Genomic DNA, 21871 nt, shown 5'->3' with positions numbered 1-21871 from the left:
AATAAAATTCCATTTCTGCTATTTGTATCACTTGTATGTCATCTGACTTATATAACAGTTTTTCTAAATAATCATTATTTCGTATTTTTATCCTATATATTCAAAGCATCCTAATTTTCTGTATCATCCAAGTATATGTATAAAATAATAACAGTTTTATTTTTAAATTTTTTTAGACATAAAAAAATGGTAACCCGCCGTTACCATTTTTTACAAAATTATTATTTTTCTACTGGGAATGATTTCAAATCTGTCGCTATTTCTGTATTAGAAAACAACTCTCTAGCCTCTTTCAATAATTCCTTATATGTATCTCCTTGATAGCGAGAACTAATGTGAGTTAATATTAGTCGCTTCGCATTTGCCTGAAGTGCAATGCTCGCAGCTTGCTTAGATGTAGAATGAAAATAATCATACGCTTGTTGCTCATCTTCTGCTGCGAAAGTCGCTTCATGGACAAGTACATCTGCATCTTGCGCAAGCTCCCTACTCGCTTCGCAATATCGCGTATCACCTAAGATAGTAATAATTCTTCCTTTTTGAGGTGGGCCGATAAACTCATTTCCATTTAATATCGTGCCATCCTCTAATTCAACTACTTCACCATCTTTTAAACGTTTAAAGATTGGACCTGGTTTCACACCCATCTCAAGCAACTTATCAACTAAAAGAGCACCTTGTATATCTTTCTCTACAATACGATATCCAAAGCATTCTATACCGTGTGACAATCTTTTCGTTTCTACATAAAATTCATTATCTTCAAATACGGTACCTTCTTCTGTTATCTCCACAACTTCAAGTGGATATTTCACATGTGTCGTACTTACCGATAATGCCACTTCAATAAATTGTTTAATTCCTTTCGGTCCATACACCGTTAAAGGCGTAGTTCCTCCTTGAAATGAACGGCTACCTAATAAACCAGGCAATCCAAAAATATGATCGCCATGTAAATGCGTAATAAATATTTTTTCAATGCGGCGCGGACGTACAGATGTATGTAATATTTGATGTTGCGTGGCCTCACCACAATCAAATAACCAAGTTTGTCCTCGTTCTTCTAACAATTGTAAAGCAATTGCTGAAACGTTCCTTCCTTTTGAAGGAACACCTGCACCAGTTCCTAAAAATACAAATTCCACTTTCTTTCCTCCAGCTCTAAATATACTCTATCTCTCATCTTACGGAATGTTATTTCAAATGGCAAATTGAATTTACATAACCAAACATCTAGACAACTATATAACACGAACGTTATACTCAAAAAATTTAGCTATCGTTCGTGTTTTGTGTTAAAATAATTATACTACATTTTAAGGGAGCGTTTTATTATGAAAGAAGTATTTCGTTTACAAACTGATTTTTCATCTTCATTTGATCGCTGGGTAAGTTCTTTCGTGTCTGATCACCCAGCACAATTAGAATGGACAACTTTAAAGGAATTAATCCATGAATATACAACATCACATACAAATGATACGTTACCAGCATATATTTCTTCAGCTTTAACATATTACGCCCAACGTGTTTCAACTACAAACAGTTCAGAGATTGTTATATTTGAAAACCCTACAATCTCGTAATCTATAATAAAAAAGCACTGGTTACAGTGCTTTTTTATTTATACTTATTTAGTAAATGATTATATTCCGTCCAAAAGTCTGTATACATACTTTGATCAAACTCATCTAAAATTATCTTTTCACTTGATTTATTGAATAATTCTTTTGCCTGTAGCGCAAAAGAAACAATTTGTTTTCTATATTCATTTTCATTTACTTCTATATGAAGCCCTTCATAGTATATAGCCTTTTGATCAGTAGAAATAACTTTGACAAAATCCTTTAAAACCACATTTTCACCTATATGGTTTATAGTCCAATGAATTGAAATTGGGCATCCTAACATGAGCATAGTGCCACATCCGTGCAAAATAAGTCCCTCTTCATTTTCAATATCACAAATATATTCTTTATCTAAAGTTCGTAACAGAGCTAAAGCTGATTCACTTATTCCCCATTCCTCATCCATACCTGTTTGTGTAATAATCGTTCCATCCACATTTAAATAAATTTCCCCGTGAGAACATAAATCTTCCTGCTCATTAAACAACCACTTTTGATTCTCAATATTTATAATAAAATTTTGTGGTACCATTACAAATTCCCCTTTTATAAAAATATTTATTTTCCATATTATTCATAATCAATATCATACATTTCATCCCATATATCTATTATAAATCCATTTAATATTTTAAAAACACAGATAAAAAGATATTGACACTACGATTTTACAGTGCTAACATTCAACATGTAATTGAATATGGTCTCTGTTAGGTGAGGCTCCTGTATAGAGAAACGCTGCTGCCCAAAAATGTCGAGAGACGCCAATGGGTCAACAGGAAAGGTCGGAATGAAGGCCTTTTTTAATGTAGCTGGTTTCAGTACCTATGCTATACAGTGCTAAAACTCAACGAGGGAGAGGTGCATGTATTTTGTCATACACAAAAACTGTTTTTATTTATGTCTACTAACAGTCTTTGTTGTGGACTCTTTTAGCTGCGAATTCAGACCTTTACTCGTTTTGAGTAAAGGTCTTTTTACGTCTATATGCACCTTACTATGAAACAAACATAGCATATTCAGAAACTACTAAATTGTACGGAGGTGAGGAACAGTTGGCAATTGATGATTCGGCCCAGATACCCATACGTTTTACATTCATATTTCATCATGTAGGTAGGAAAGAAACTGTTCCTCACCATTTCAAATAGTTAGGTAACAGATTGTTTCCTCCTTCATGACAGAGGAGGAACTACCGATGTTTAATTTACAAAGACAAGAAACAAAGCATGCTTATGAGCAAGATAGCATGAAAACAAATAACGAATTATTAGTGGAGGTTGCAACACAAGATGTAAGCTCTGCGTTAAAACTTTTAGAAACAACACAAGATGGATTATCTAAACAAGAAGCGTCTCGTAGACTTTCTTTATATGGTCCGAACGAAATAGCTCATAATAAAATGGCGCCGTGGTACATTCAATTTCTGTTGGCATTTAAAAATCCATTTATTTTCGTTTTATTAGCTCTTGGAGCACTCTCCTTTTTCACGGATGATATGCAAGGAACAATTGTCGTATCTGCAATGGTACTACTTAGTGCAACAATTCGGTTTTCCCAAGAATTTCGTTCTCAAAAAGCTGCCGATAAGTTAAAAGCTATGGTTCGAACAACTGCAAGCGTATTTAGAATAAATGGATTTGTACATGAAACAAAAAATGTAACGAATTTAAATCGAAATTACACAACAGAAATTCCAATTGAGGAACTTGTACCTGGCGATATCATTTCCCTTTCAGCCGGTGATATCATTCCAGCTGATGTACGTATTGTATCCGCTAAAGATTTATTTGTTAATCAATCTTCTTTAACAGGGGAAGCACTTCCTGTAGAAAAATACGAACACTGCTACCATACAGAAAATAAGCATATCTTACCGACAAACATGAAAAAAAATTACAATCCACTCGATATGGAAAACCTTTGTTTCATGGGAACAAATATTGTAAGTGGTAGCGCAAAAGCTGTTGTCATCTCAACAAGTACCGATACGTATTTCGGCTCTTTAGCCAATAAGGTAATTGGAAAGCGTGTAGAAACAAGCTTTGATAAAGGTGTAAACAAAGTAAGCTGGCTCTTAATTACATTCATGCTTATTATGGCACCTATTGTCCTTCTCATTAATGGATTCACAAAAGGTGATTGGCAAGAAGCTTTCTTCTTCGCTATTGCCGTCGCTGTTGGCCTTACACCTGAAATGTTACCAATGATTGTAACTGCTAATTTAGCTAAAGGTGCCGTTAAAATGTCTAAACAAAAAGTAATTGTAAAACAGCTAAATTCTATTCAAAACTTAGGTGCTATGAACATTCTTTGTACAGATAAAACCGGAACTTTAACAGAAGATAAAGTTGTCCTTGTTCGTCACTTAGATCCCAAGGGAAATGAATGCAATCGCGTCTTGCAATTTGCCTATTTAAATAGTTTCTATCAAACTGGATTGAAAAATTTAATAGATAAAGCTGTTATTAAGCATACAGAGGAAAACAATACATTTAATCCATCAGCTTTTCAAAAGCTAGATGAAATTCCATTCGATTTCGCCCGCCGGCGTATGTCAGTCATCGTAAAGGATATTTCAGGTGAACATACAATGGTTTGTAAAGGTGCCGTAGAAGAAATTTTATCAATTTGTAACTACACTGAAGTGGATGAAAAAATCGTTCCACTCACCGAGGAAATACGTTCAAATGTCAAAAAAATAAGTGAGACACTAAATAGTGAAGGTATGCGGGTTATTGCTGTGGCTTATAAAAAAGATAGAAGAATAAATGATACAGAGTACGCAGTAAAAGACGAAACTGATATGATTCTCGCTGGATATATCGGCTTTTTAGATCCACCGAAACCATCTGCAGCAGCTGCAATTCAAGCATTACAAAAACATGGTGTACAAGTGAAAATTTTAACTGGCGATAACGAAATTGTTACAAGAAAGGTTTGTAAAGAAGTTGGATTAGATATCTGCGAACCAATCCTCGGTTACGAGATTGATTCTTTACGAGATAAAGCATTAGCAAAACTTGCCGAAGAAACGACTGTATTTGCGAAGCTTAATCCCATGCAAAAATCTCGTATTATACACGCATTACAAGGAAATGGATACACTGTAGGTTACATGGGAGACGGCATTAACGATGCTGTAGCATTACGTGAAGCTGATGTCGGAATATCTGTTGATACTGCTACTGATATTGCGAAAGAAGCTTCCGATATTATTCTACTCGAAAAAAGTTTAACTATATTAGAAGCAGGGATTTTAGAAGGACGTACTACATTCGGAAATATTTTAAAATATATTAAGATGACAGCTAGCTCTAACTTCGGTAATGTGTTTAGCGTGTTAGTAGCAAGTGCTTTCATTCCTTTTTTACCGATGCTTGCCATTCATCTTTTAATTCAAAACTTACTTTATGATATTTCACAACTTTCTATTCCATGGGACAAAATGGATAAAGAGTTTCTAGAAAAACCACGAAAATGGGATACTGCAAACTTACGAAACTTCATTATTTGTATCGGCCCAATTAGTTCTATATTTGATATTATCACATACGTAGTCATGTGGAATGTATTTAGTGCAAATACACCGAGCGAGCAATCATTATTCCAGTCCGGTTGGTTTGTCGTTGGGTTGTTAACACAAACTTTAATTGTTCACATGATAAGAACACCAAAGATTCCATTTATTCAAAGCACTGCATCAACACCAGTCGTTTTATTAACCGCTCTTATTATGGCAATCGGGATTTATATTCCATTCTCACCACTTGGTGCAGCCGTTGGTTTACAAGCATTGCCACTTAACTATTTCCCTTGGTTAGTAGGAATACTATTAGGCTACGCTTTTTTAACACAATTCCTGAAAAAGCTTTATATTAAAAAGTTTCATAGCTGGTTGTAAAAATAAGAATGAGTGGGTATCCCCCGCTCATTCTAAAAAACATAACACATATTATATATGGAGGTGACCATGATGGTATGGTACGACATTGTATTCAGGTTAGTTATAGCAATTATTGTAGGAGCTTGCATTGGAATGGAAAGACAATGGAGACACCGAATGGCTGGGTTACGGACAAATGCTCTCGTATCACTTGGTGCCTGTATATTTGTTTTATTATCCGTCATGCTTGATCATGATGCTAGCCCATCCCGCATTGCTGCTCAAGTCGTTAGTGGTATTGGATTTTTAGGGGGTGGCGTTATTATCCGCGATGGTTTTAGTATTAGAGGGCTAAATACAGCAGCTACTTTATGGTGTGCAGCTGCTGTCGGTACTCTTACAGGCGCCGGTTTCCTCGTTGCAGCTATATTAGGTGCAGCCGGCGTGTTACTAGCAAATATACTTCTTCGCCCAATTGCTCTTTTTATGAATAAAAAATCAAAAGAAGAATCACCAGAACAAACGAACTACTTACTTTCCCTTACTTGTTCAGAAGAAAATGAAGCACATATTCGTTTTTTACTTATGCATATGGTAAGTACAGAAGGAATCGGTTTAAAAGAGTTGTATAGTGAAGACGTAGATTCTAATCAAAAGGTGTGTATACAGGCTACATTACATTGCAAGACAAATGCGGCTATCTTAATTGAAAAAATAGTAAGTAGAATGCTATTAGAATCTGGCGTTACTGGAGCTGGATGGAAGACTTCTTTAAATTTAGAAGCGAGTTAACTAGGAAAGGTGTCATGATTTTACTACTTCATGACACCTTCTACATAAACTTATTTTCTAACTTTTGTTGAAACGACTTCTCTTGCTTACGTAGTAGTTGACTACCTCGTTGTAAAATCGGTGTTCCATACTTATCGTTAATTTGATCAATGACAGCAAGTAGTGGTTCTTTTTTCGCATCCTCTTCAAATGAAAATAAATCTAATTGTTTCACCGATTCTGTCTTCCACTCTATTTCAGTAGCTGTAACACCTAGTAAACGAACGGAATCACCATCCCAATGTTGCTTCCATAAACGGGATGCTGCTTGAAAAATATCACGTTCTTCCCAAATTGCATTTTTCAATTGCTTACTCCGTGTTACTGTTCGCCTATCATGGTATTTAATCATAATTTGAATATTATAGCTGACAAGGGTTCGCTTTTGTAATCTTTTACTCACTGATTTTGATAACCGTTCTAACATATCAAGTAATTCTTTCTCTTCATCCATATCCTTTGAAAAAGTCATCGAGTTACCGACACTTTTATGTTGGCCCATTTGACTCGGATCCACTTCCCTATCATCCGTACCTTTTGCACGCTTTTGTAAATCAATACCGTGCTTGCCAATTTTAGCGCGAATGATATGCTCGTCTCCCTTCGCTAACTGTTCAATTGTATGTATATGAATTTCATTTAATTTTTCAGCTGTTTTTTCTCCAATCCCATGCATTGCTTCAACTGAAAGTGGCCAAATCATTTCTGGAATATCACGTTTTCGAAGTACGGTAATACCGAGAGGTTTTTTCATATCAGAAGCTGTTTTTGCTAGGAAAAGATTTGGAGCGATTCCGATACTACACGGAAGCTGCAACTCTGTTAATAGTGCTTGTTGAATCATCTTTGCTATTTCAAGAGGCGAACCAAGTGCGTAGCAATCTGTAATATCTAAATATCCTTCATCTATTGAGACTGGTTGTATCTTTTCTGTAAAACGAGAAAGGACTTGAAACATTTGAAATGAAGCTTCGCGATATAATGTGAAATTAGGACGCCTTACAACTAATTGCGGGCATAACCTTTTCGCTTCCCAAAGGGGCATCGTCGTACGTATTCCGTATTCTCTCGCCTCATAACTACATGTTATAATAATTCCTTTTCTCTCTTTTTCATTTCCAGCAACCGCTAATGGCTTTCCTTGTAATGATGGATCATGAGCAATTTCAACAGATGCGAAAAAGCAATTCATATCTACATGTAAAATAACACGACCATTTTTCGGATACATTTCTCGCATAGTACTCACTCCCTAATCAGAACGTTCGTTCTTTTATTATATCAAATTTTGCACAATAGTTATAATAATTACTTGTTCTTTTTTATAATCGATATAAATCGAAACTTTAATCAACTCTCACTAATCGGACTTTTATGGGCAGCAGGGCCCCCACCTAACTTCTTTACTTTCGCTGAATTTTGAGGTAGGGGTCTTACTGTCCGGCAAATAGCGGGATAAACTCAACTATACATTCCTTGTAGTTATATTAATCATTGCAATTAATTATTTACTACTTCCGATTTTCAATATGAATACGTTAAGGTTATTCCCTCGTCTAGTACATGTAGCAACAACGTATATACTTCCATAGTTTTTCTTATATTCGCTTATACGTCTTGTCAAAGCAATCGAATCAAAATAAAAAGCGTGTAAATCATAATTGATTTACACGCTTTTTCTATTCCATTACTTCGCTACTTCTTCAATAATTGCAACAACTAATTCTGCTGTTTTTGCTAATTCTTCAACAGGAATCTTCTCGTTTGTTGTATGAATTTCTTCATAACCAACCGCTAAGTTAACTGTTGGGATACCATGTCCTGCAATTACGTTTGCATCACTTCCGCCACCACTTTGATGAAGAGAAGGTGTACGACCAATTTTTTCAGCTGCACGTTTTGCAACTTCTACAACGTGATCGCCATCAGCAAATTTAAATCCTGGGTACATAACGTTTACTTCAACGTCTGCATGACCGCCCATTTCTTTTGCAGTTGTTTCAAATGCTTCTTTCATTTTCGCAACTTGTGCTTCCATTTTCTCATTAATTAAAGAACGAGCTTCTGCAAAGATTTGTACATGATCGCAAACGATATTCGTTTGTGTACCACCTTCAAAACGTCCAATATTTGCAGTCGTTTCAGAGTCAATGCGACCAAGTGGCATCTTCGCAATTGCTTTCGCTGCGATAGTAATTGCAGATACACCTTTCTCCGGCGCTACACCAGCGTGAGCTGTTTTCCCGCGAATAATTGCGTTCACTTTCGCTTGTGTTGGAGCTGCAACAACGATTTCACCAACTTTTCCATCGCTATCTAATGCGTAGCCATATTTCGCTGTAATACGCTCACGGTCTAATGCTTTTGCACCAACAAGACCTGATTCTTCTCCGACTGTAATAATAAATTCTATTTTACCATGAGGGATATTTTTCTCTTTTAAAACACGGATTGCTTCGAACATTGATGCTAATCCAGCTTTATCATCCGCACCTAAAATTGTTGTACCATCTGATACGATATATCCATCTTTAATAGAAGGCTTAATTCCATTACCAGGAACTACTGTATCCATATGAGAAGTAAAGTAAATTGTATCAACACCATCTTTTGTTGCTGGTAAAGTACAAATTAAGTTACCTGCACCATGACCAGTTACAGCCATTGTGTCATCTTCAAATACTTCTACACCTAAATCTGTAAATTTCTTCGTTAATACTTTGCAGATTTCTGCTTCAAATTTCGTTTCAGAATCTACTTGTACTAATTCCATAAATTCATTTACTAAACGTTCTTGATTAATCATAAGACTGCGCCTCCTGCACTACCATTATGTATGTAACACTATTAATTATAACAGAATTTCGCAAAAGTTTCGAAATACAAGACAAAAAACAGATGGTTTACATGTCTAGATAACCATCTGCTTTCTATTACTCATTTAACAATACCCAGCGCATATGATCTTCCCACACGCCATTTACCATTAACATCTTCCTAGACACGCCTTCATATTGAAAACCTATCTTCGTTACTACTTGTATAGATGCTAAATTACGAGGCATAATCGGAGCTTCTATACGATGTAACTGAAATTCCCCAAAAGCAACTTGAATTGCTTTTCTAAGCGCTTCTGTCGTATACCCTTTGTTTAACTCTGCTTTATCTAATTTATAACTGAGTACACAAGATTGATAAATGCCACGAACGATTAAATTAAATGAAATACACCCAATTATTTTCGTATCATCACCCTTTTTAAAAATCCATAGTCTGATGATTTTCCCTTCTTCGAACTCTTTTCTATCCTTTTGCAACTTTTTCTTTTGATAATCTAGCGTAAAAAAATCATCCGGTCTATACTCTTCCCAAGCTTTTAAAAATTCACGATTTCTGTCGTAATATTGAAGAACTGTTTCAGCATACGACTCATCAATTTCCCTTAAGTATAAACGATCTGTTTCGTATATTTTCATCATCGTATCTCCATTCTTCAGCTTGCCCAACTAAAAATTAACAATATACCCTTTTACTATATTCTCTATACACACTCAAATTTCCTGTTATATTTTGCAATCCCCTCCCGAATTTTGTCCTCACTCTCCCCTTGTCCATAATTTCATTTCTCGTTACAATGAAATTGTACTGATTTGCAAGGAGGTATAACGATGCATAAAAAAGCTCAAAAAGTTATGGTTTATGTGATGCTGATTTCTATGCTTGTAACAACATTACTTGCTGGCGCGAGTATGTTTTGGTAAAAAGGGCGATGTGTTCGTCCTTTTTTTACTTTTTACACATGACAAAATAAACCATCTCGACATCGAGATGGTTTATTTTATATAAAACACAATCGCTACAATACTAAAGGAAAATGACATTACAAGTGCTATTACAAAACTTGTATATTGTTTCTGCTGAAATGCTCCAATAACAAAAGTTAGATTAAGTAATGCCATACATACAATCGCTACAAGATAAGAACATATATTAAAAGTTGCCAATATGAATGTAATAACAAATAGAAATCCCATAAAAAACTGCATATACGAAAGTTTTGGATTCAAGTACATATGAGCAACCCCTTTATCTAATTTTATCTTTCTATATTCTCATTAACGCACGGTTATGTACACATGTCAAGACAACTTATTATAATAGAAAAAGCCAACCTTTTCGTTGGCTTTTTCATATGCAACGGCTCCTTTTTCTTTTGCCAATTGCTGAAATGATTTTTTCGATTTCACAATCCATACTTTCGTTCCAATTGGAATGCGATCAAACAAATATTCCACATCGTTTTTCTTCATTCTTATACACCCTTGTGAAATATACTTTCCAATTGAACTCGGTTGGTTTGTTCCATGTATTCCATATTTACTTCCATCAGTTCCTCTTGCATTAAATCCAATCCACCTTGACCCAAGTGGATTTTTTGGCGACCCACCTGGAATATCCTTCGCAATATAATACGGATCCTTCGCTTTCATTACAACATCAAAAGTTCCTTCTGGAGTTAATTCATTCGTTTTCCCTGTCGCTACTGGAAAAACCTTTTGAATCTTCCCATCGTCAATGTAAGCTAATTTATTCGTTGCTTTATTTACAATAATAAAAGGATCTCCGGCACGTGGATTATCCCCAAGAGGCCAAATCGGCGATAAAGAAAGACATAATATGATAGAGAGAAGATACGGCATAGATAATTCCTACCTTCTATATAAGTTCTTTTATATTATCCTTTCCCTTAAAGCGACTTTTAATGAGTAAATATTGTTCCATTTCATACACAAGTTGAACAAGTTTCGCACGTATCTCAAATTCTTCGCGTGTAGCTGGTAATGGCATGTCTCTAAATAATTCCCTCATTTCTTGAAGCTGCCTTAAGGAAATAACGCCAGTACTCTCAGGGCTAATAGCATTACCAATGTTTTCAACAACATCTGCAATCATATCAGCTTGTTCATATGTCCATGATAAAGAAGCTGCTAGTGGTATCATTCGCTCTAAAATTTCGAATTGTTGCATACGCATATTAAAATAACGATAGTAATAATCATCTTCTCGCATAAATGCATTCTCAAGTTTTTTAAACGATAAATCTCTTGCTTCATTTAACATATTCTCGGTTTCAATGAGTTCTGCCCCACTCCAACTACTTTCTCGATTTCGTAAATACACAACCATTTCAAACAAAATCGTTTTAAAATTGCTCTCTATTTTATCCTGATACTCTTTTAGCTTATTTTCACTACTCGGCATATACATATTTACTAATAACGCCACGCTAATCCCTATCGTTAATATAGCAATTTCATTTCCAACTATAAGCCATGTAATTTGCTTCAATGAATATAGATGCATAACAATAACTGAACTCGTGACAATGCCTTCTTGAATTTTAAGCATTACTGCAGTCGGAATAAATGTAAGTAACAATATGCTAATTGCAAGTGGTGTATAGCCGATCGTTTCAAAAATACAAAACGCGAATACCATTGATAATACACAAGCTAGAAAACGATGTAACGACACTTGAAGCGATTTGCGCTTCGTATTTTGTACACATAAAATAACTAAAATACCTGCTGAACTATAAAATTCCAACCCTAATAACTGAGCAATAAAAACTGCCGCGCCTGTCCCTATTGCTGTTTTTACTGTACGGTATCCAATTTTAAACATATCATTACTCCTATATGTATAAACGTATTTACAGCTAGTATAAAAAAAGGATGACACAATGTCATCCTTTTCTACTTATTATTCACATAACCTTTTCATATTACAATATTTTTTGTAAAAATTGTTGCGCACGTTCACTTTTCGGCGCTGCAAAAAATTCTTCTGGCGCACTATCTTCTACAAGCTTTCCTCCGTCCAAGAAAAGAACACGATCTGCCACTTCTTTTGCAAAGCCCATTTCATGTGTAACGATAGCCATCGTCATTCCTGTCGTAACTAACGATTTCATAACTTCTAACACTTCTTTCACCATCTCTGGATCTAGCGCCGATGTCGGTTCATCAAATAACATAACTTCGGGTTCCATTGCTAACGCTCTTGCAATTGCTACACGTTGCTTTTGTCCTCCCGAAAGACGATTTGGATACGTATCTTTTTTATCTACTAGTCCAACCTTTTCTAAAAGTTTCTCAGCTTTCTTTTCAGCTTCTTGCTTCGTTACCCCTTTTACATTGGTAGGAGCATACGTAATATTTTCTAATACAGTCATATGAGGAAATAAGTGAAAATGTTGAAATACCATACCGACATTTTCACGAACATGCATAACATTCGTTTTCGGATTCGTTACTTCTTCCGTTCCAATCCAAATGTGACCATCCGTTGGTGCTTCTAACATATTCATACAACGTAAAAATGTTGATTTTCCTGATCCAGAAGGTCCTATAATTGCAACTACTTCCCCTTTTTCAATCGTTGTTGTAATTCCTTTTAATACTTCGTTTTTACCAAATGATTTATGAAGGTTTTCAATTTTAATCACTTTTCTTCATTCTCCCTTCAATTGCCTTCCCGACTAATGTAAGAATAATGACTAACATATAATAAATCAGTCCAACAAAAAGTAATGGTTCAAGATATTTAAATGTCTCACCGCCTACGATGTAAGCACGACGCATTAAATCAGTCGCGCCTATTACTGTTACTACAGCCGATTCTTTCGTAAGTGTCGCAAATTCGTTCACAAGCGCTGGTAATATATTTTTTAATGCTTGAGGGAAAATAATATTTCTCATCATTTTTCCGTATGGTACCCCTAAAGCCATTGCTGCTTCTGTTTGTCCTTTATCCACCGCTTGAATACCAGCACGAATTACTTCTGACATGTATGCACCTGAATTCAAGCTAAATGCAAGTACAGCAGCTAAGAATGCTGGTATTTCATAACCAATTATTTGCGGGACACCGAAATAAATAATCATTAATTGCAATACAAGGGGTGTACCACGAAAAATTGATGTATAAAAATCTGCTGCTATATTTAATGCTCGTATTCTAGCAATTTTACAAAGTGCTAATAGCGTTCCTAAAATAAATCCTGCTAAAGCTGATACTGCTACAATTTTCAAAGTAACTTCTAAACCTTTTAGTATATATGGTATCGAAGGCGTAATCGCCGAAAAATCTAAGTTCATTCTTTTCATTCCCCTCACAGAAAAGTGAAAGGCAGCTTATTTTCCGCTGCCAAACCATTTCTTCACTAATTTATCCATTTCTCCATTTTCTTGCATTTTTTTAATTACTTTATTAAATTCAGCTGTTTTATCACTGTTTTTCGGAAGGGCAATTGCTGCTCCAACTTCTTCTGGCGCTTCTTTAATTTCAACTCCTTGTAAATCTTTCATTTTCTCTAAATAATTTTTAGCAACTGTGTCTTCTATAATTGCAGCGTCAAAACGACCAGCTTTAATTTCTTGTACGATTTCTGGTATACGGTCACGTCCCTCAACCTGGAAATCTACTTGTTTTTTAAATTCTGCTGCTTTCTCTTCTTGAATAGACCCTGTTTGTACTCCTACTTTTTTCCCTTTTAAATCCTCTACAGATTTAATGTTAGAATCCTTTTTAGAAACGACCATATTTTTCGCAACAAAATAAATATCTGTAAAATCAACATTATTTTTACGCTCTGCAGTTGGCGTCATGCCTGCCATTACGAAATCAACTTTTCCTGAACTAAGAGATGCTAATAAACCACCAAAATCCATATCTTTCACTTTCACTTCATACCCAAGTTCTTTTCCGATATATTTAGCAACATCAACATCAAAGCCGATAATTTCATCGCTCTTTGACGCATCTACATATTCATAAGGTTTATAATCTGCTGAAGTTCCCATTACGAGTACTTTTTTATTTCCTTTTGTTTCTTTCGATTCCCCATTACTACAAGCGCTGAATATACTTACAATTAAAATAAGTGCAAACGATATTGATACTAACTTCTTCATCTTTCTTCCCCCTAATGATGTATATTTAAAAGTTTAATAGAATATTTATTCGATGTTTGTATTGTATCAGCACTTTTATTTTTATGCAATATATAAAATAAAAATAAATAAAAAAACAATATAAATGCTATTTTTTATGTATAAAATGATGCATAAAATAACACAACTATGCATATTCCATAAATTTTAATAATAAATAAAAAAGGCGGCACATCCACTTGATTGTGGACGTGCCGCCTTTTCTCTTATTTTTTATAGTTCTTCACAATTCTCTTCAAAATATGATTGTAGTTTCGCAATAACTTGCATCGGTTCATGACCTTCAATTTCATGACGCTCTACCATCGTTACAATTTTTCCATCTTTTAATAAAGCAAATGATGGAGAAGAAGGTGGGTACCCTTCGAAATATTCACGCGCTCTTGCTGTCGCTTCTTTATCTTGACCTGCAAACACCGTTACAAGGTGGTTAGGACGTTTATCATAATGTACGGAATGCGCAGCAGCAGGACGAGCAATACCACCTGCACAACCACATACAGAGTTTACCATTACAAGTGTTGTTCCATTTCTTTTAAACGCTTCTTCTACCGCTTCTGGCGTCGTCAATTCTGTATATCCAGCAGAGACAATCTCTTCACGCGCTTGGCGGACAACATCATTCATAAAAAAGTTAAAATTAATCACTCTTTTCCCTCCTCTAAAACTACCTATTTGTATCTTACCAGTTAATGTTTATGAAATACAAGTAAGTTTACTTGTATTTAAGTATAGAAAAGGTGTTAGAGCTCTTGCTCTAACACCTTTTCTTTAATGACCACGATGTTTTTGCTTTGCTTTTTGTACTTTCATTAAACGTCTTCTTTCTTTTTCAGCTTCTCGCTTCTCTTTAGACTGCACTTTCTTTTCTTGTTTATGCAATTCATAAGATAAACTAATCGCCTCTTGCGCCTTAGTAAAACGTTTAATATTTATTTCTTTTGCTGCTTGTCGTATGATACGCTTTATGTTTTTAGGACGCTGTTTTTCTTTAACTTCTACACCACATTTTGCAAAGTGCTGAAAATGCTCTAAAAGTGAACCATTCACAAACATAAGCACTTCTTCATCTGACGGTTCCGCCCCAAAAATATACCTCGCCCCATACAATTTCCCTTGTTCTTTACATGTAATGATTCCAACAAAAAATTGGCCATCGTGATATACTGTCAAATCCATTGACAGCCCCTCCTTTAAAAGATTAGAAATACAGGACATCCCGGAGGGGAAGGTTACTGACATGAAATCATGCGTCTGGACTACCAACCAGAACTGTGTTTTTGTATTTCTTTCACTATAATTATATCTTTTTTTCCATAATCTTCATATATTCAGCAATCATTTTTTTATGCGATCCTACAATATAGTCAGGTAGTTCTGTTACTGAAAAGAATTTAAGCTGAACTGCTTCTTCTTTATTCATAACAAAATCCCCTTCGTATTCATCTGTATAATAGGCGGTTGTTACAGATTGAAATTCATCACCGTTTGCTAATTTTGTAAAGTAGTTCGCTCCAGAAAATACATTGATTAGTCGCAAGTTCTTCACTTTTATTCCTGTCTCTTCATATACTTCACGATAAGCTGTTTCTTCTGGTGATTCACTAAGCTCCATTAGCCCGCCAGGTAGCCCCCATTTTCCGTACGGCTCTGTCCGCTGCTGCAATAAAACATATCCATTTTCATTTATAATGAGTACAACAGCACCAACTAAAATTAAAGGGCGATGACCAACTATTTTTCGTAATTCTTCTACATATCCCACCGTATCGCCTCCTTTTTCGTTGTCCACACTATTGTATCATATGTTCGAAACGACAAAATGCGTATATTTTTCATTTTTTTAACAAAATATTTATTTTATGTGATTCATCTACTGTAGCTAACATAATAGATTCCACTTCTGTACTCTCCTCTAGAAATTCTCTCGCCCAAGCTTCTGTTTTTCCTAATAATGCAAGAACATCTTTCTGTATCCTCCCATCCTTTACTAATACAAAAGAAACTGGAGATTTTTTTCCCGCCACTTTAAGATCAAGCCGCGAAACTGCTTCATATTCTGGATACCGAAATATAGAAACGACACCGTTTGCTTCCCATAATGCTAATTTAATCGTTTGAATATCGCTCACATTTCGCATACGAAGTTCCGAAAACAAATATTCCACGGTAATTCTCGCCTTTTTCAAATTGCTAAAATCAATGGAACCATTATGTATAAGAATGATAGGTGCTGGCTCTAAAAAACGTCTCCATCTATCCCATTTCAGCATTAAAACTGAGCTTATAATATGAAGTACAACGAGTATGAACGTTGTAATCATCGAGCCCAGTAACCCTACTTTTTCATCAGACAATGCGTTAGAAATATTCCCACCAAGCAATAACACTAATACAACATCTAAAAAACGAAGTTGTGCGATAGACCTTTGTCCCATCGCTTTCGCAACTAATATTAAAAATATGTATGCTATAATAGCCCGAATAACCCATTCACTACTAGAAAGATGCCGTGCTCCTTCAAAAATATGCATATGCATCACTTTGCACTCCTTACCCGTCTCAAACTGCTAACCTGTTTTAGTTTGCAACGTTTATGAGCATATATGTAAAAAAAGCTGGTTCGTTTAAAAACGAACCAGCTTTTTTTACTTAACTGAAAACATATATTTTTTATACGTTTTCCGTACCGATAGTATGAGCCCCATCATAATCATATTCGAGAATAAGGAACTTCCCCCATACGATAAGAAAGGTAATGCAATACCTTTTACAGGCATTAATCCAACGATCATACCGATGTTTTGGAATATTTGAACTGTTAATATACCGATCGATCCAGCGCATAATAATGTACCAAATAAATTATCAGCGGAATAACCAATAATAATTGTTCGATATAGTAGTAATAGGAACAAGAAGACAACTAAGGCTGCTACGATAAATCCACCTTCTTCGGCAATTGTAGCGAAAATAAAGTCAGTATGCTTCTCTGGGATATAGACGCTTCCTCCCCCAAACCCTTTACCTTCCATTCCTCCACTACCTACAGCTAAAATCGATTGTTGCGTTTGATAACCTTGATCTGCATTTTCAAATGGATTTAACCAACCTACAATACGCGACTGTTGGTGAGGTTTTAGTAAAGTAACTAAATTATTATAGAAAAAATCTTGATACTTAAAGAAAATAAATATTAAAGCAGATAATATGGTCAACGGAATAACTGTACATAATGCTATCAATTTCTTTTGAATACCTGACATAAATAGAATACATGCAATAGCAGCAGCATATAAGAACACCATACCTGTATCAGGTTGACTATATACAACCGCCATAGGTGGAAGTGACACTAGCATAATTTTACCTACTAGCTTTAAATCTGTTTGGAATGTCCTTGCCATATACTGTGCATTATGTTTTACTGCTATACTCGCTACTACAAGTAGCAATGCAATTTTGAAAAACTCAGACGGCTGAATTTGTCCAAATACTGGGAAAACAAACCATCTTTTTGCACCTAATTTTTCAGGTGTAAAACCTGATGGTGGTAATACTTTCAAAAGAATAAGTGAAGCAAACCCAGCAATATAAAGCGGCCAAGATAATTTTTGTAACTGATCTAAATCAATGCTTGCAACAAGAAGTAACAATACAACCCCAATTATGTAGTTAACACCTTGTTTCATAGCAAAGTTTGCAGCTCCATACTGTCCCGTTTGCTGACTGCTATATATAGCAGCTATACTCGTCACACATAGTGCACACAAAATTAAAATTAATTTTACATCTAAACTTTTTAGAAACTCGGTACTTCTTTTCATGACATCCTCCTGAAACATTGTTACGGCAAAAATAAAAAACCAGGAGTCAACATTCTTCATGTTTTGACGACTGATTACACATTATCTATAAAACACTTATATAGAATAACTCTCTTTTTCATACAATACAATATATTATACTACAGTTTCATCAGTAAGATTTGCCAAAAAAATTATTCTTTTCTTATTTTATATCCATATACCATATATCAGCAATGTATTTTCGTAAATTCCTAATACATAATCGTTTATTGTAAGATTACTGGGAAAGATATTTATACATATAGTAGGATGTAGATGAAGAAATAAGATAATAAAAAGCTCGCATAAGCGAGCTTTTTATTAATATACAGATGTATTATTTTCTGACATGTTTTCTAAAATTTCTTTAACACGCCCTAAGAACTTACCACAAATTAAACCATCAAGTACTCGGTGATCAAGTGATAAACATAAGTTAACCATGTCACGAGCACCGAACATACCATTATCCATAATTACTGGGCGCTTTACAATTGATTCAACTTGTAAAATAGCCGCTTGTGGGTAATTAATAATACCCATAGATTGAACAGAACCGAATGATCCTGTGTTATTAATTGTAAATGTTCCACCTTGCATTTCGTCTGCTTTTAACGATTTCGTACGTACTTTTCCTGCAAGTTCTGTAATTTCACGAGCGATACCTTTAATTGTTTTCTCGTCCGCTTGCTTAATTACTGGTACAAATAGTTCTTCCTCTGTTGCAACAGCGATAGAAAGGTTAATATCTTTCTTCTGAACAATTTTATCGCCAGCCCACATTGAATTAATTTGAGGATACTCTTTTAACGCTTGTGCTACTGCTTTTACGAAGAAAGCAAAGAACGTTAAGTTAAAGCCTTCACGCTTCTTAAAGTCACCTTTAATTGAGTTACGGTATGACACAAGGTTTGTCACATCTACTTCAATCATCATCCAAGCATGTGGTGCTTCATGTTTACTACGTAACATGTTTGCTGCGATCGCTTTACGCACACCTGTTACTGGAATTTCGATATCTCCAGGCATTGTAGGTACAGAAACTGGTTTCGCAGCTTCTACTTTTTGCGCTACTGGTGCTGCTTTTGGTGCTTCTGGGCGAGCTTCTACTACTGCCGCTACAGCTTCCTCTTTCTTCGCTGCACCTGCTTGCGGAATATTTCCAGATTCCACTAGCTTTAAAATATCTTTACGAGTGATACGGCCGTTTGCTCCCGTACCTTCTACTAGATCTAAATCAACGTTATGCTCACCCGCAAGTTTTAACACAGCTGGTGAAAAACGTGGTTTTCCATCAGTTGGTTGTTTTACTTTCGGTGCTTTTTCAGACGTAGCTACTTCTGCCTTTGGTTCTTCTTTCGTTTTTTCTTCAACAGCTGTTGCTGCTACTTCATCTGCGCCTTCTACTTGAATCACACAAACTACTTCACCTACAGCTAACGTATCACCTTCACCAGCGATTAACTCTTTTACAATCCCCGTGAAAGAAGATGGTACTTCAGCATTTACTTTATCAGTCATTACTTCTGCAAGCGGATCATACTTGTTTACGTGATCGCCAACATTAACGAGCCATTTACTAATTGTGCCCTCTGTAACGCTCTCCCCGAGCTGAGGCATTGTAATATTTTCTACAGCCATGTATAGTCCCCCCGATTAAAATTCCGCAAGTTCACGCATTGCTTTTTCAACTTTATCTGGATTTACCATAAAGAATTTTTCCATTGTTGGTGCATATGGCATTGCTGGAACGTCTGGACCTGCAAGACGTGCGATTGGCGCATCTAAATCAAATAGACAGTTTTCAGCAATAATTGCTGCCACTTCACTCATAATGCTTCCTTCTTTATTGTCTTCTGTTACAAGAAGAACTTTACCTGTTTTAGAAGCTGCTTCAATGATTGCTTCTTTATCTAATGGATATACAGTACGTAAATCAAGAATGTGTGCAGAGATGCCATCTTGTGCTAACTTTTCAGCCGCTTGAAGAGCAAAATGAACACATAATCCGTACGTGATAACTGTAATATCATCACCTTCACGTTTTACATCTGCTTTTCCGATTGGTAATACGTAGTCATCCTCCGGCACTTCACCTTTAATTAAACGATATGCACGTTTATGTTCGAAGAATAATACTGGATCTTCATCACGAATGGCTGCTTTTAATAAGCCTTTTGCATCATATGGTGTAGAAGGGATAACAATTTTTAAACCTGGTTGGTTTGCAAACATCGCTTCTACAGATTGTGAATGATACAATGCACCGTGAACACCCCCGCCAAATGGTGCACGAATTGTAACTGGACAAGTCCAATCATTATTAGAACGATAACGAATTTTTGCTGCCTCAGAAACAATTTGGTTTACTGCTGGCATGATGAAATCAGCAAACTGCATTTCAGCGATTGGACGCATACCATACATTGCCGCACCAATTGCTACCCCAGCAATTGCAGATTCTGCAAGCGGTGCATCAAGCGCACGATCTTCACCAAATTGATCATACAAACCGTGTGTCGCTTTAAACACGCCACCTTTTTTACCAACATCTTCTCCTAAAACGAATACTTTCTCATCGCGTTCCATTTCTTCGCGCATTGCTAATGTAATAGCATCAATATAAGACATTACAGCCATGAAACGTTCCCCCCTATTCTGCGTATACGTGCTTCAATGCATCTTCAGGTGCTGCATACGGAGCATTTTCTGCATATTCTGTTGCTTCATTTACGATATGCATAATTTCGTCTAACATTTGTTTTTCCGATTCCTCAGTTAATACACCAGCTTCTTTTAAATAAGCCGCGAATGTTATAATTGAATCTTTTTTCTTTGCTTCTTCTACTTCTTCTTTATCACGATAAACACGATCATCATCGTCACTAGAATGTGCTGTTAAACGATATGATACTGTTTCAATTAAAGTTGGGCCTTCACCACGGCGACCGCGATCTGCTGCTTCTTTTACAGCTTTATATACTGCAAGCGGATCGTTTCCGTCTATTGTATATCCAGGCATACCGTAACCAATCGCACGATCTGATACGTTTTTACATGCTAATTGTTTTTCAACTGGAATAGAGATTGCATATTTGTTATTTTCACACATAAAAATAACAGGTAGTTTGTGTACACCAGCAAAGTTTGCCCCTTCATGGAAGTCACCTTGGTTTGAAGAACCTTCTCCAAATGTAACGAACGTTACTAAATCTTTCTTCTCCATTTTTCCAGCTAATGCAATACCAACTGCATGTGGTACTTGCGTTGTTACTGGAGATGAACCTGTAACAATACGATTTTTCTTTTGACCGAAGTGACCAGGCATTTGACGACCACCAGAGTTTGGATCTCCAGCTTTCGCGAAAGCAGACAACATAAGCTCTTTAGCTGTCATACCAAATGCTAGTACAACACCCATATCACGGTAGTATGGTAATGCATAATCTTTCTCTCTATCAAGAGCGAACGCCGCTCCAACTTGTGCAGCCTCTTGTCCTTGACAAGAAATTACGAATGGAATTTTACCAGCACGGTTTAATAACCACATACGTTCGTCGATTTTACGTGCAAGTAACATCGTACGGAACATTTCTAATACTTGCTCATCACTTAAGCCAAGCTCTTCATGGCGCTTTTCTTTTACTTCTGCCATTTTTCATA

General features: G+C 35.8%; 23 protein-coding genes and 1 riboswitch. Of the genes, 4 read left to right on the top strand and 19 right to left on the bottom strand.

The features are described 5' to 3' along the window. Positions 1 to 221: 221 nt before the first annotated feature. On the bottom strand, positions 222 to 1145 hold the full coding sequence (rnz, locus tag MR112_RS07035; RefSeq protein WP_000397455.1) for a ribonuclease Z: 924 nt from the start codon (positions 1143 to 1145) through the stop codon (positions 222 to 224). 189 nt (positions 1146 to 1334) lie between these two features. Here rnz and MR112_RS07030 point away from each other — a divergent pair, with 189 nt between their 5' ends. Then, positions 1335 to 1586, top strand: coding sequence for a DUF3932 family protein (locus MR112_RS07030; protein ID WP_000665709.1), 252 nt, complete (start codon positions 1335 to 1337; stop codon positions 1584 to 1586). A 34-nt stretch (positions 1587 to 1620) separates the two neighbouring features. Here MR112_RS07030 and MR112_RS07025 read toward each other — a convergent pair whose 3' ends face one another. Beyond that, positions 1621 to 2160, bottom strand: coding sequence for a hypothetical protein (locus tag MR112_RS07025; RefSeq protein WP_065485158.1), 540 nt, complete (start codon positions 2158 to 2160; stop codon positions 1621 to 1623). Positions 2161 to 2327: 167 nt separating this feature from the next. Then, positions 2328 to 2495: riboswitch (M-box (ykoK) riboswitch) on the top strand. Positions 2496 to 2826: 331 nt separating this feature from the next. Between MR112_RS07025 and mgtA the strand changes: the two genes are divergently transcribed. Together mgtA and MR112_RS07015 are read left to right on the top strand one after the other, a co-directional pair. Next, entirely contained in the window at positions 2827 to 5532 is a 2706-nt protein-coding gene (mgtA, locus tag MR112_RS07020; RefSeq protein WP_134208380.1) for a magnesium-translocating P-type ATPase, read from the top strand. A 72-nt stretch (positions 5533 to 5604) separates the two neighbouring features. Continuing rightward, positions 5605 to 6306, top strand: a complete 702-nt coding sequence (locus tag MR112_RS07015; protein ID WP_000262342.1) for an MgtC/SapB family protein — start codon at positions 5605 to 5607, stop codon at positions 6304 to 6306. 40 nt (positions 6307 to 6346) lie between these two features. On the opposite strand, the gene MR112_RS07010 is transcribed toward MR112_RS07015, so the two are convergent. The 3 genes from MR112_RS07010 to MR112_RS07000 all read right to left on the bottom strand — a co-directional run bounded on the left by MR112_RS07010 (position 6347) and on the right by MR112_RS07000 (position 9824). Further along, positions 6347 to 7585: a DNA polymerase IV gene (locus tag MR112_RS07010; protein WP_001208858.1), complete on the bottom strand. Its 1239-nt coding sequence runs from the start codon at positions 7583 to 7585 to the stop codon at positions 6347 to 6349. 447 nt (positions 7586 to 8032) lie between these two features. After that, positions 8033 to 9151, bottom strand: a complete 1119-nt coding sequence (locus MR112_RS07005; RefSeq protein ID WP_000609803.1) for a tripeptidase T — start codon at positions 9149 to 9151, stop codon at positions 8033 to 8035. A gap of 127 nt (positions 9152 to 9278) precedes the next feature. Continuing rightward, positions 9279 to 9824 carry a GNAT family N-acetyltransferase gene (locus MR112_RS07000; RefSeq protein ID WP_001987197.1) on the bottom strand — a complete coding sequence of 182 codons (546 nt, stop codon included), beginning with the start codon at positions 9822 to 9824 and terminating at the stop codon, positions 9279 to 9281. A 189-nt stretch (positions 9825 to 10013) separates the two neighbouring features. On the opposite strand from MR112_RS07000, the gene prli42 reads away from it, so the two are divergent. Continuing rightward, positions 10014 to 10106 carry a stressosome-associated protein Prli42 gene (gene prli42 / locus MR112_RS06995; protein ID WP_000549040.1) on the top strand — a complete coding sequence of 31 codons (93 nt, stop codon included), beginning with the start codon at positions 10014 to 10016 and terminating at the stop codon, positions 10104 to 10106. 72 nt (positions 10107 to 10178) lie between these two features. On the opposite strand, the gene MR112_RS06990 is transcribed toward prli42, so the two are convergent. The 14 genes from MR112_RS06990 to bfmBAA form a co-directional block, all read right to left on the bottom strand. Further along, the gene (locus MR112_RS06990; RefSeq protein ID WP_000281167.1) at positions 10179 to 10418 is read right to left on the bottom strand and encodes a DUF3894 domain-containing protein; all 240 of its coding nucleotides are present in this window, start codon (positions 10416 to 10418) and stop codon (positions 10179 to 10181) included. A gap of 66 nt (positions 10419 to 10484) precedes the next feature. Then, the gene (locus tag MR112_RS06985) at positions 10485 to 11045 is read right to left on the bottom strand and encodes a L,D-transpeptidase (RefSeq protein WP_001146566.1); all 561 of its coding nucleotides are present in this window, start codon (positions 11043 to 11045) and stop codon (positions 10485 to 10487) included. A 16-nt stretch (positions 11046 to 11061) separates the two neighbouring features. Continuing rightward, positions 11062 to 12030, bottom strand: a complete 969-nt coding sequence (locus MR112_RS06980) for an aromatic acid exporter family protein (RefSeq protein ID WP_000472671.1) — start codon at positions 12028 to 12030, stop codon at positions 11062 to 11064. 100 nt (positions 12031 to 12130) lie between these two features. Beyond that, on the bottom strand, positions 12131 to 12853 hold the full coding sequence (locus MR112_RS06975; protein ID WP_000590206.1) for an amino acid ABC transporter ATP-binding protein: 723 nt from the start codon (positions 12851 to 12853) through the stop codon (positions 12131 to 12133). Continuing rightward, positions 12846 to 13505, bottom strand: a complete 660-nt coding sequence (locus MR112_RS06970; RefSeq protein WP_001046916.1) for an amino acid ABC transporter permease — start codon at positions 13503 to 13505, stop codon at positions 12846 to 12848. The genes MR112_RS06975 and MR112_RS06970 overlap by 8 nt, the downstream gene beginning before the upstream one ends. 36 nt (positions 13506 to 13541) lie before the next feature. Continuing rightward, positions 13542 to 14321: a transporter substrate-binding domain-containing protein gene (locus MR112_RS06965; protein WP_000737675.1), complete on the bottom strand. Its 780-nt coding sequence runs from the start codon at positions 14319 to 14321 to the stop codon at positions 13542 to 13544. Between the two features lie 252 nt (positions 14322 to 14573). Further along, on the bottom strand, positions 14574 to 14987 hold the full coding sequence (locus tag MR112_RS06960; RefSeq protein WP_001979317.1) for a BrxA/BrxB family bacilliredoxin: 414 nt from the start codon (positions 14985 to 14987) through the stop codon (positions 14574 to 14576). Positions 14988 to 15131: 144 nt separating this feature from the next. Continuing rightward, on the bottom strand, positions 15132 to 15539 hold the full coding sequence (locus tag MR112_RS06955; protein WP_000366599.1) for a YjdF family protein: 408 nt from the start codon (positions 15537 to 15539) through the stop codon (positions 15132 to 15134). A 121-nt stretch (positions 15540 to 15660) separates the two neighbouring features. Next, entirely contained in the window at positions 15661 to 16125 is a 465-nt protein-coding gene (locus MR112_RS06950; protein ID WP_000542536.1) for an NUDIX hydrolase, read from the bottom strand. 70 nt (positions 16126 to 16195) lie between these two features. Next, on the bottom strand, positions 16196 to 16900 hold the full coding sequence (locus MR112_RS06945) for a DUF421 domain-containing protein (RefSeq protein WP_000550974.1): 705 nt from the start codon (positions 16898 to 16900) through the stop codon (positions 16196 to 16198). Positions 16901 to 17008: 108 nt separating this feature from the next. Next, positions 17009 to 18187 carry an FtsW/RodA/SpoVE family cell cycle protein gene (locus MR112_RS06940; RefSeq protein WP_000831181.1) on the bottom strand — a complete coding sequence of 393 codons (1179 nt, stop codon included), beginning with the start codon at positions 18185 to 18187 and terminating at the stop codon, positions 17009 to 17011. Positions 18188 to 18529: 342 nt separating this feature from the next. After that, complete coding sequence (locus MR112_RS06935; protein WP_000257660.1) at positions 18530 to 19849, bottom strand: dihydrolipoamide acetyltransferase family protein; 1320 nt, start codon at positions 19847 to 19849, stop codon at positions 18530 to 18532. A 15-nt stretch (positions 19850 to 19864) separates the two neighbouring features. After that, positions 19865 to 20848, bottom strand: a complete 984-nt coding sequence (gene bfmBAB, locus MR112_RS06930; RefSeq protein WP_000290071.1) for a 3-methyl-2-oxobutanoate dehydrogenase subunit beta — start codon at positions 20846 to 20848, stop codon at positions 19865 to 19867. A gap of 13 nt (positions 20849 to 20861) precedes the next feature. Then, a complete protein-coding gene (gene bfmBAA, locus MR112_RS06925; RefSeq protein ID WP_000852551.1) occupies positions 20862 to 21863 on the bottom strand; it encodes a 3-methyl-2-oxobutanoate dehydrogenase subunit alpha in 1002 nt (333 codons plus the stop codon). Positions 21864 to 21871: the final 8 nt, after the last annotated feature.

This window comes from Bacillus cereus group sp. BfR-BA-01330, from assembly GCF_022663885.1.
Lineage (GTDB): Bacteria > Bacillota > Bacilli > Bacillales > Bacillaceae_G > Bacillus_A > Bacillus_A cereus.
Note: the sequence above shows the minus strand (reverse complement) of the source record. Positions and strands in the feature narration are given on the sequence as shown.

What these genes read in the sequence shown, in the direction of transcription:
- MR112_RS07030 (WP_000665709.1), top strand. Translation starts at nt 1,335, where the DNA reads ATGAAAGAAGTATTTCGTTTACAAACTGATTTTTCATCTTCATTTGAT.
- MR112_RS07025 (WP_065485158.1), bottom strand. Translation starts at nt 2,160, where the DNA reads ATGGTACCACAAAATTTTATTATAAATATTGAGAATCAAAAGTGGTTG.
- mgtA (WP_134208380.1), top strand. Translation starts at nt 2,827, where the DNA reads ATGTTTAATTTACAAAGACAAGAAACAAAGCATGCTTATGAGCAAGAT.
- MR112_RS07015 (WP_000262342.1), top strand. Translation starts at nt 5,605, where the DNA reads ATGGTATGGTACGACATTGTATTCAGGTTAGTTATAGCAATTATTGTA.
- MR112_RS07010 (WP_001208858.1), bottom strand. Translation starts at nt 7,585, where the DNA reads ATGCGAGAAATGTATCCGAAAAATGGTCGTGTTATTTTACATGTAGAT.
- MR112_RS07005 (WP_000609803.1), bottom strand. Translation starts at nt 9,151, where the DNA reads ATGATTAATCAAGAACGTTTAGTAAATGAATTTATGGAATTAGTACAA.
- MR112_RS07000 (WP_001987197.1), bottom strand. Translation starts at nt 9,824, where the DNA reads ATGATGAAAATATACGAAACAGATCGTTTATACTTAAGGGAAATTGAT.
- prli42 (WP_000549040.1), top strand. Translation starts at nt 10,014, where the DNA reads ATGCATAAAAAAGCTCAAAAAGTTATGGTTTATGTGATGCTGATTTCT.
- MR112_RS06990 (WP_000281167.1), bottom strand. Translation starts at nt 10,418, where the DNA reads ATGTACTTGAATCCAAAACTTTCGTATATGCAGTTTTTTATGGGATTT.
- MR112_RS06985 (WP_001146566.1), bottom strand. Translation starts at nt 11,045, where the DNA reads ATGCCGTATCTTCTCTCTATCATATTATGTCTTTCTTTATCGCCGATT.
- MR112_RS06980 (WP_000472671.1), bottom strand. Translation starts at nt 12,030, where the DNA reads ATGTTTAAAATTGGATACCGTACAGTAAAAACAGCAATAGGGACAGGC.
- MR112_RS06970 (WP_001046916.1), bottom strand. Translation starts at nt 13,505, where the DNA reads ATGAACTTAGATTTTTCGGCGATTACGCCTTCGATACCATATATACTA.
- MR112_RS06965 (WP_000737675.1), bottom strand. Translation starts at nt 14,321, where the DNA reads ATGAAGAAGTTAGTATCAATATCGTTTGCACTTATTTTAATTGTAAGT.
- MR112_RS06960 (WP_001979317.1), bottom strand. Translation starts at nt 14,987, where the DNA reads ATGAATGATGTTGTCCGCCAAGCGCGTGAAGAGATTGTCTCTGCTGGA.
- MR112_RS06955 (WP_000366599.1), bottom strand. Translation starts at nt 15,539, where the DNA reads ATGGATTTGACAGTATATCACGATGGCCAATTTTTTGTTGGAATCATT.
- MR112_RS06945 (WP_000550974.1), bottom strand. Translation starts at nt 16,900, where the DNA reads ATGCATATGCATATTTTTGAAGGAGCACGGCATCTTTCTAGTAGTGAA.
- MR112_RS06940 (WP_000831181.1), bottom strand. Translation starts at nt 18,187, where the DNA reads ATGAAAAGAAGTACCGAGTTTCTAAAAAGTTTAGATGTAAAATTAATT.
- MR112_RS06935 (WP_000257660.1), bottom strand. Translation starts at nt 19,849, where the DNA reads ATGGCTGTAGAAAATATTACAATGCCTCAGCTCGGGGAGAGCGTTACA.
- bfmBAB (WP_000290071.1), bottom strand. Translation starts at nt 20,848, where the DNA reads ATGGCTGTAATGTCTTATATTGATGCTATTACATTAGCAATGCGCGAA.
- bfmBAA (WP_000852551.1), bottom strand. Translation starts at nt 21,863, where the DNA reads ATGGCAGAAGTAAAAGAAAAGCGCCATGAAGAGCTTGGCTTAAGTGAT.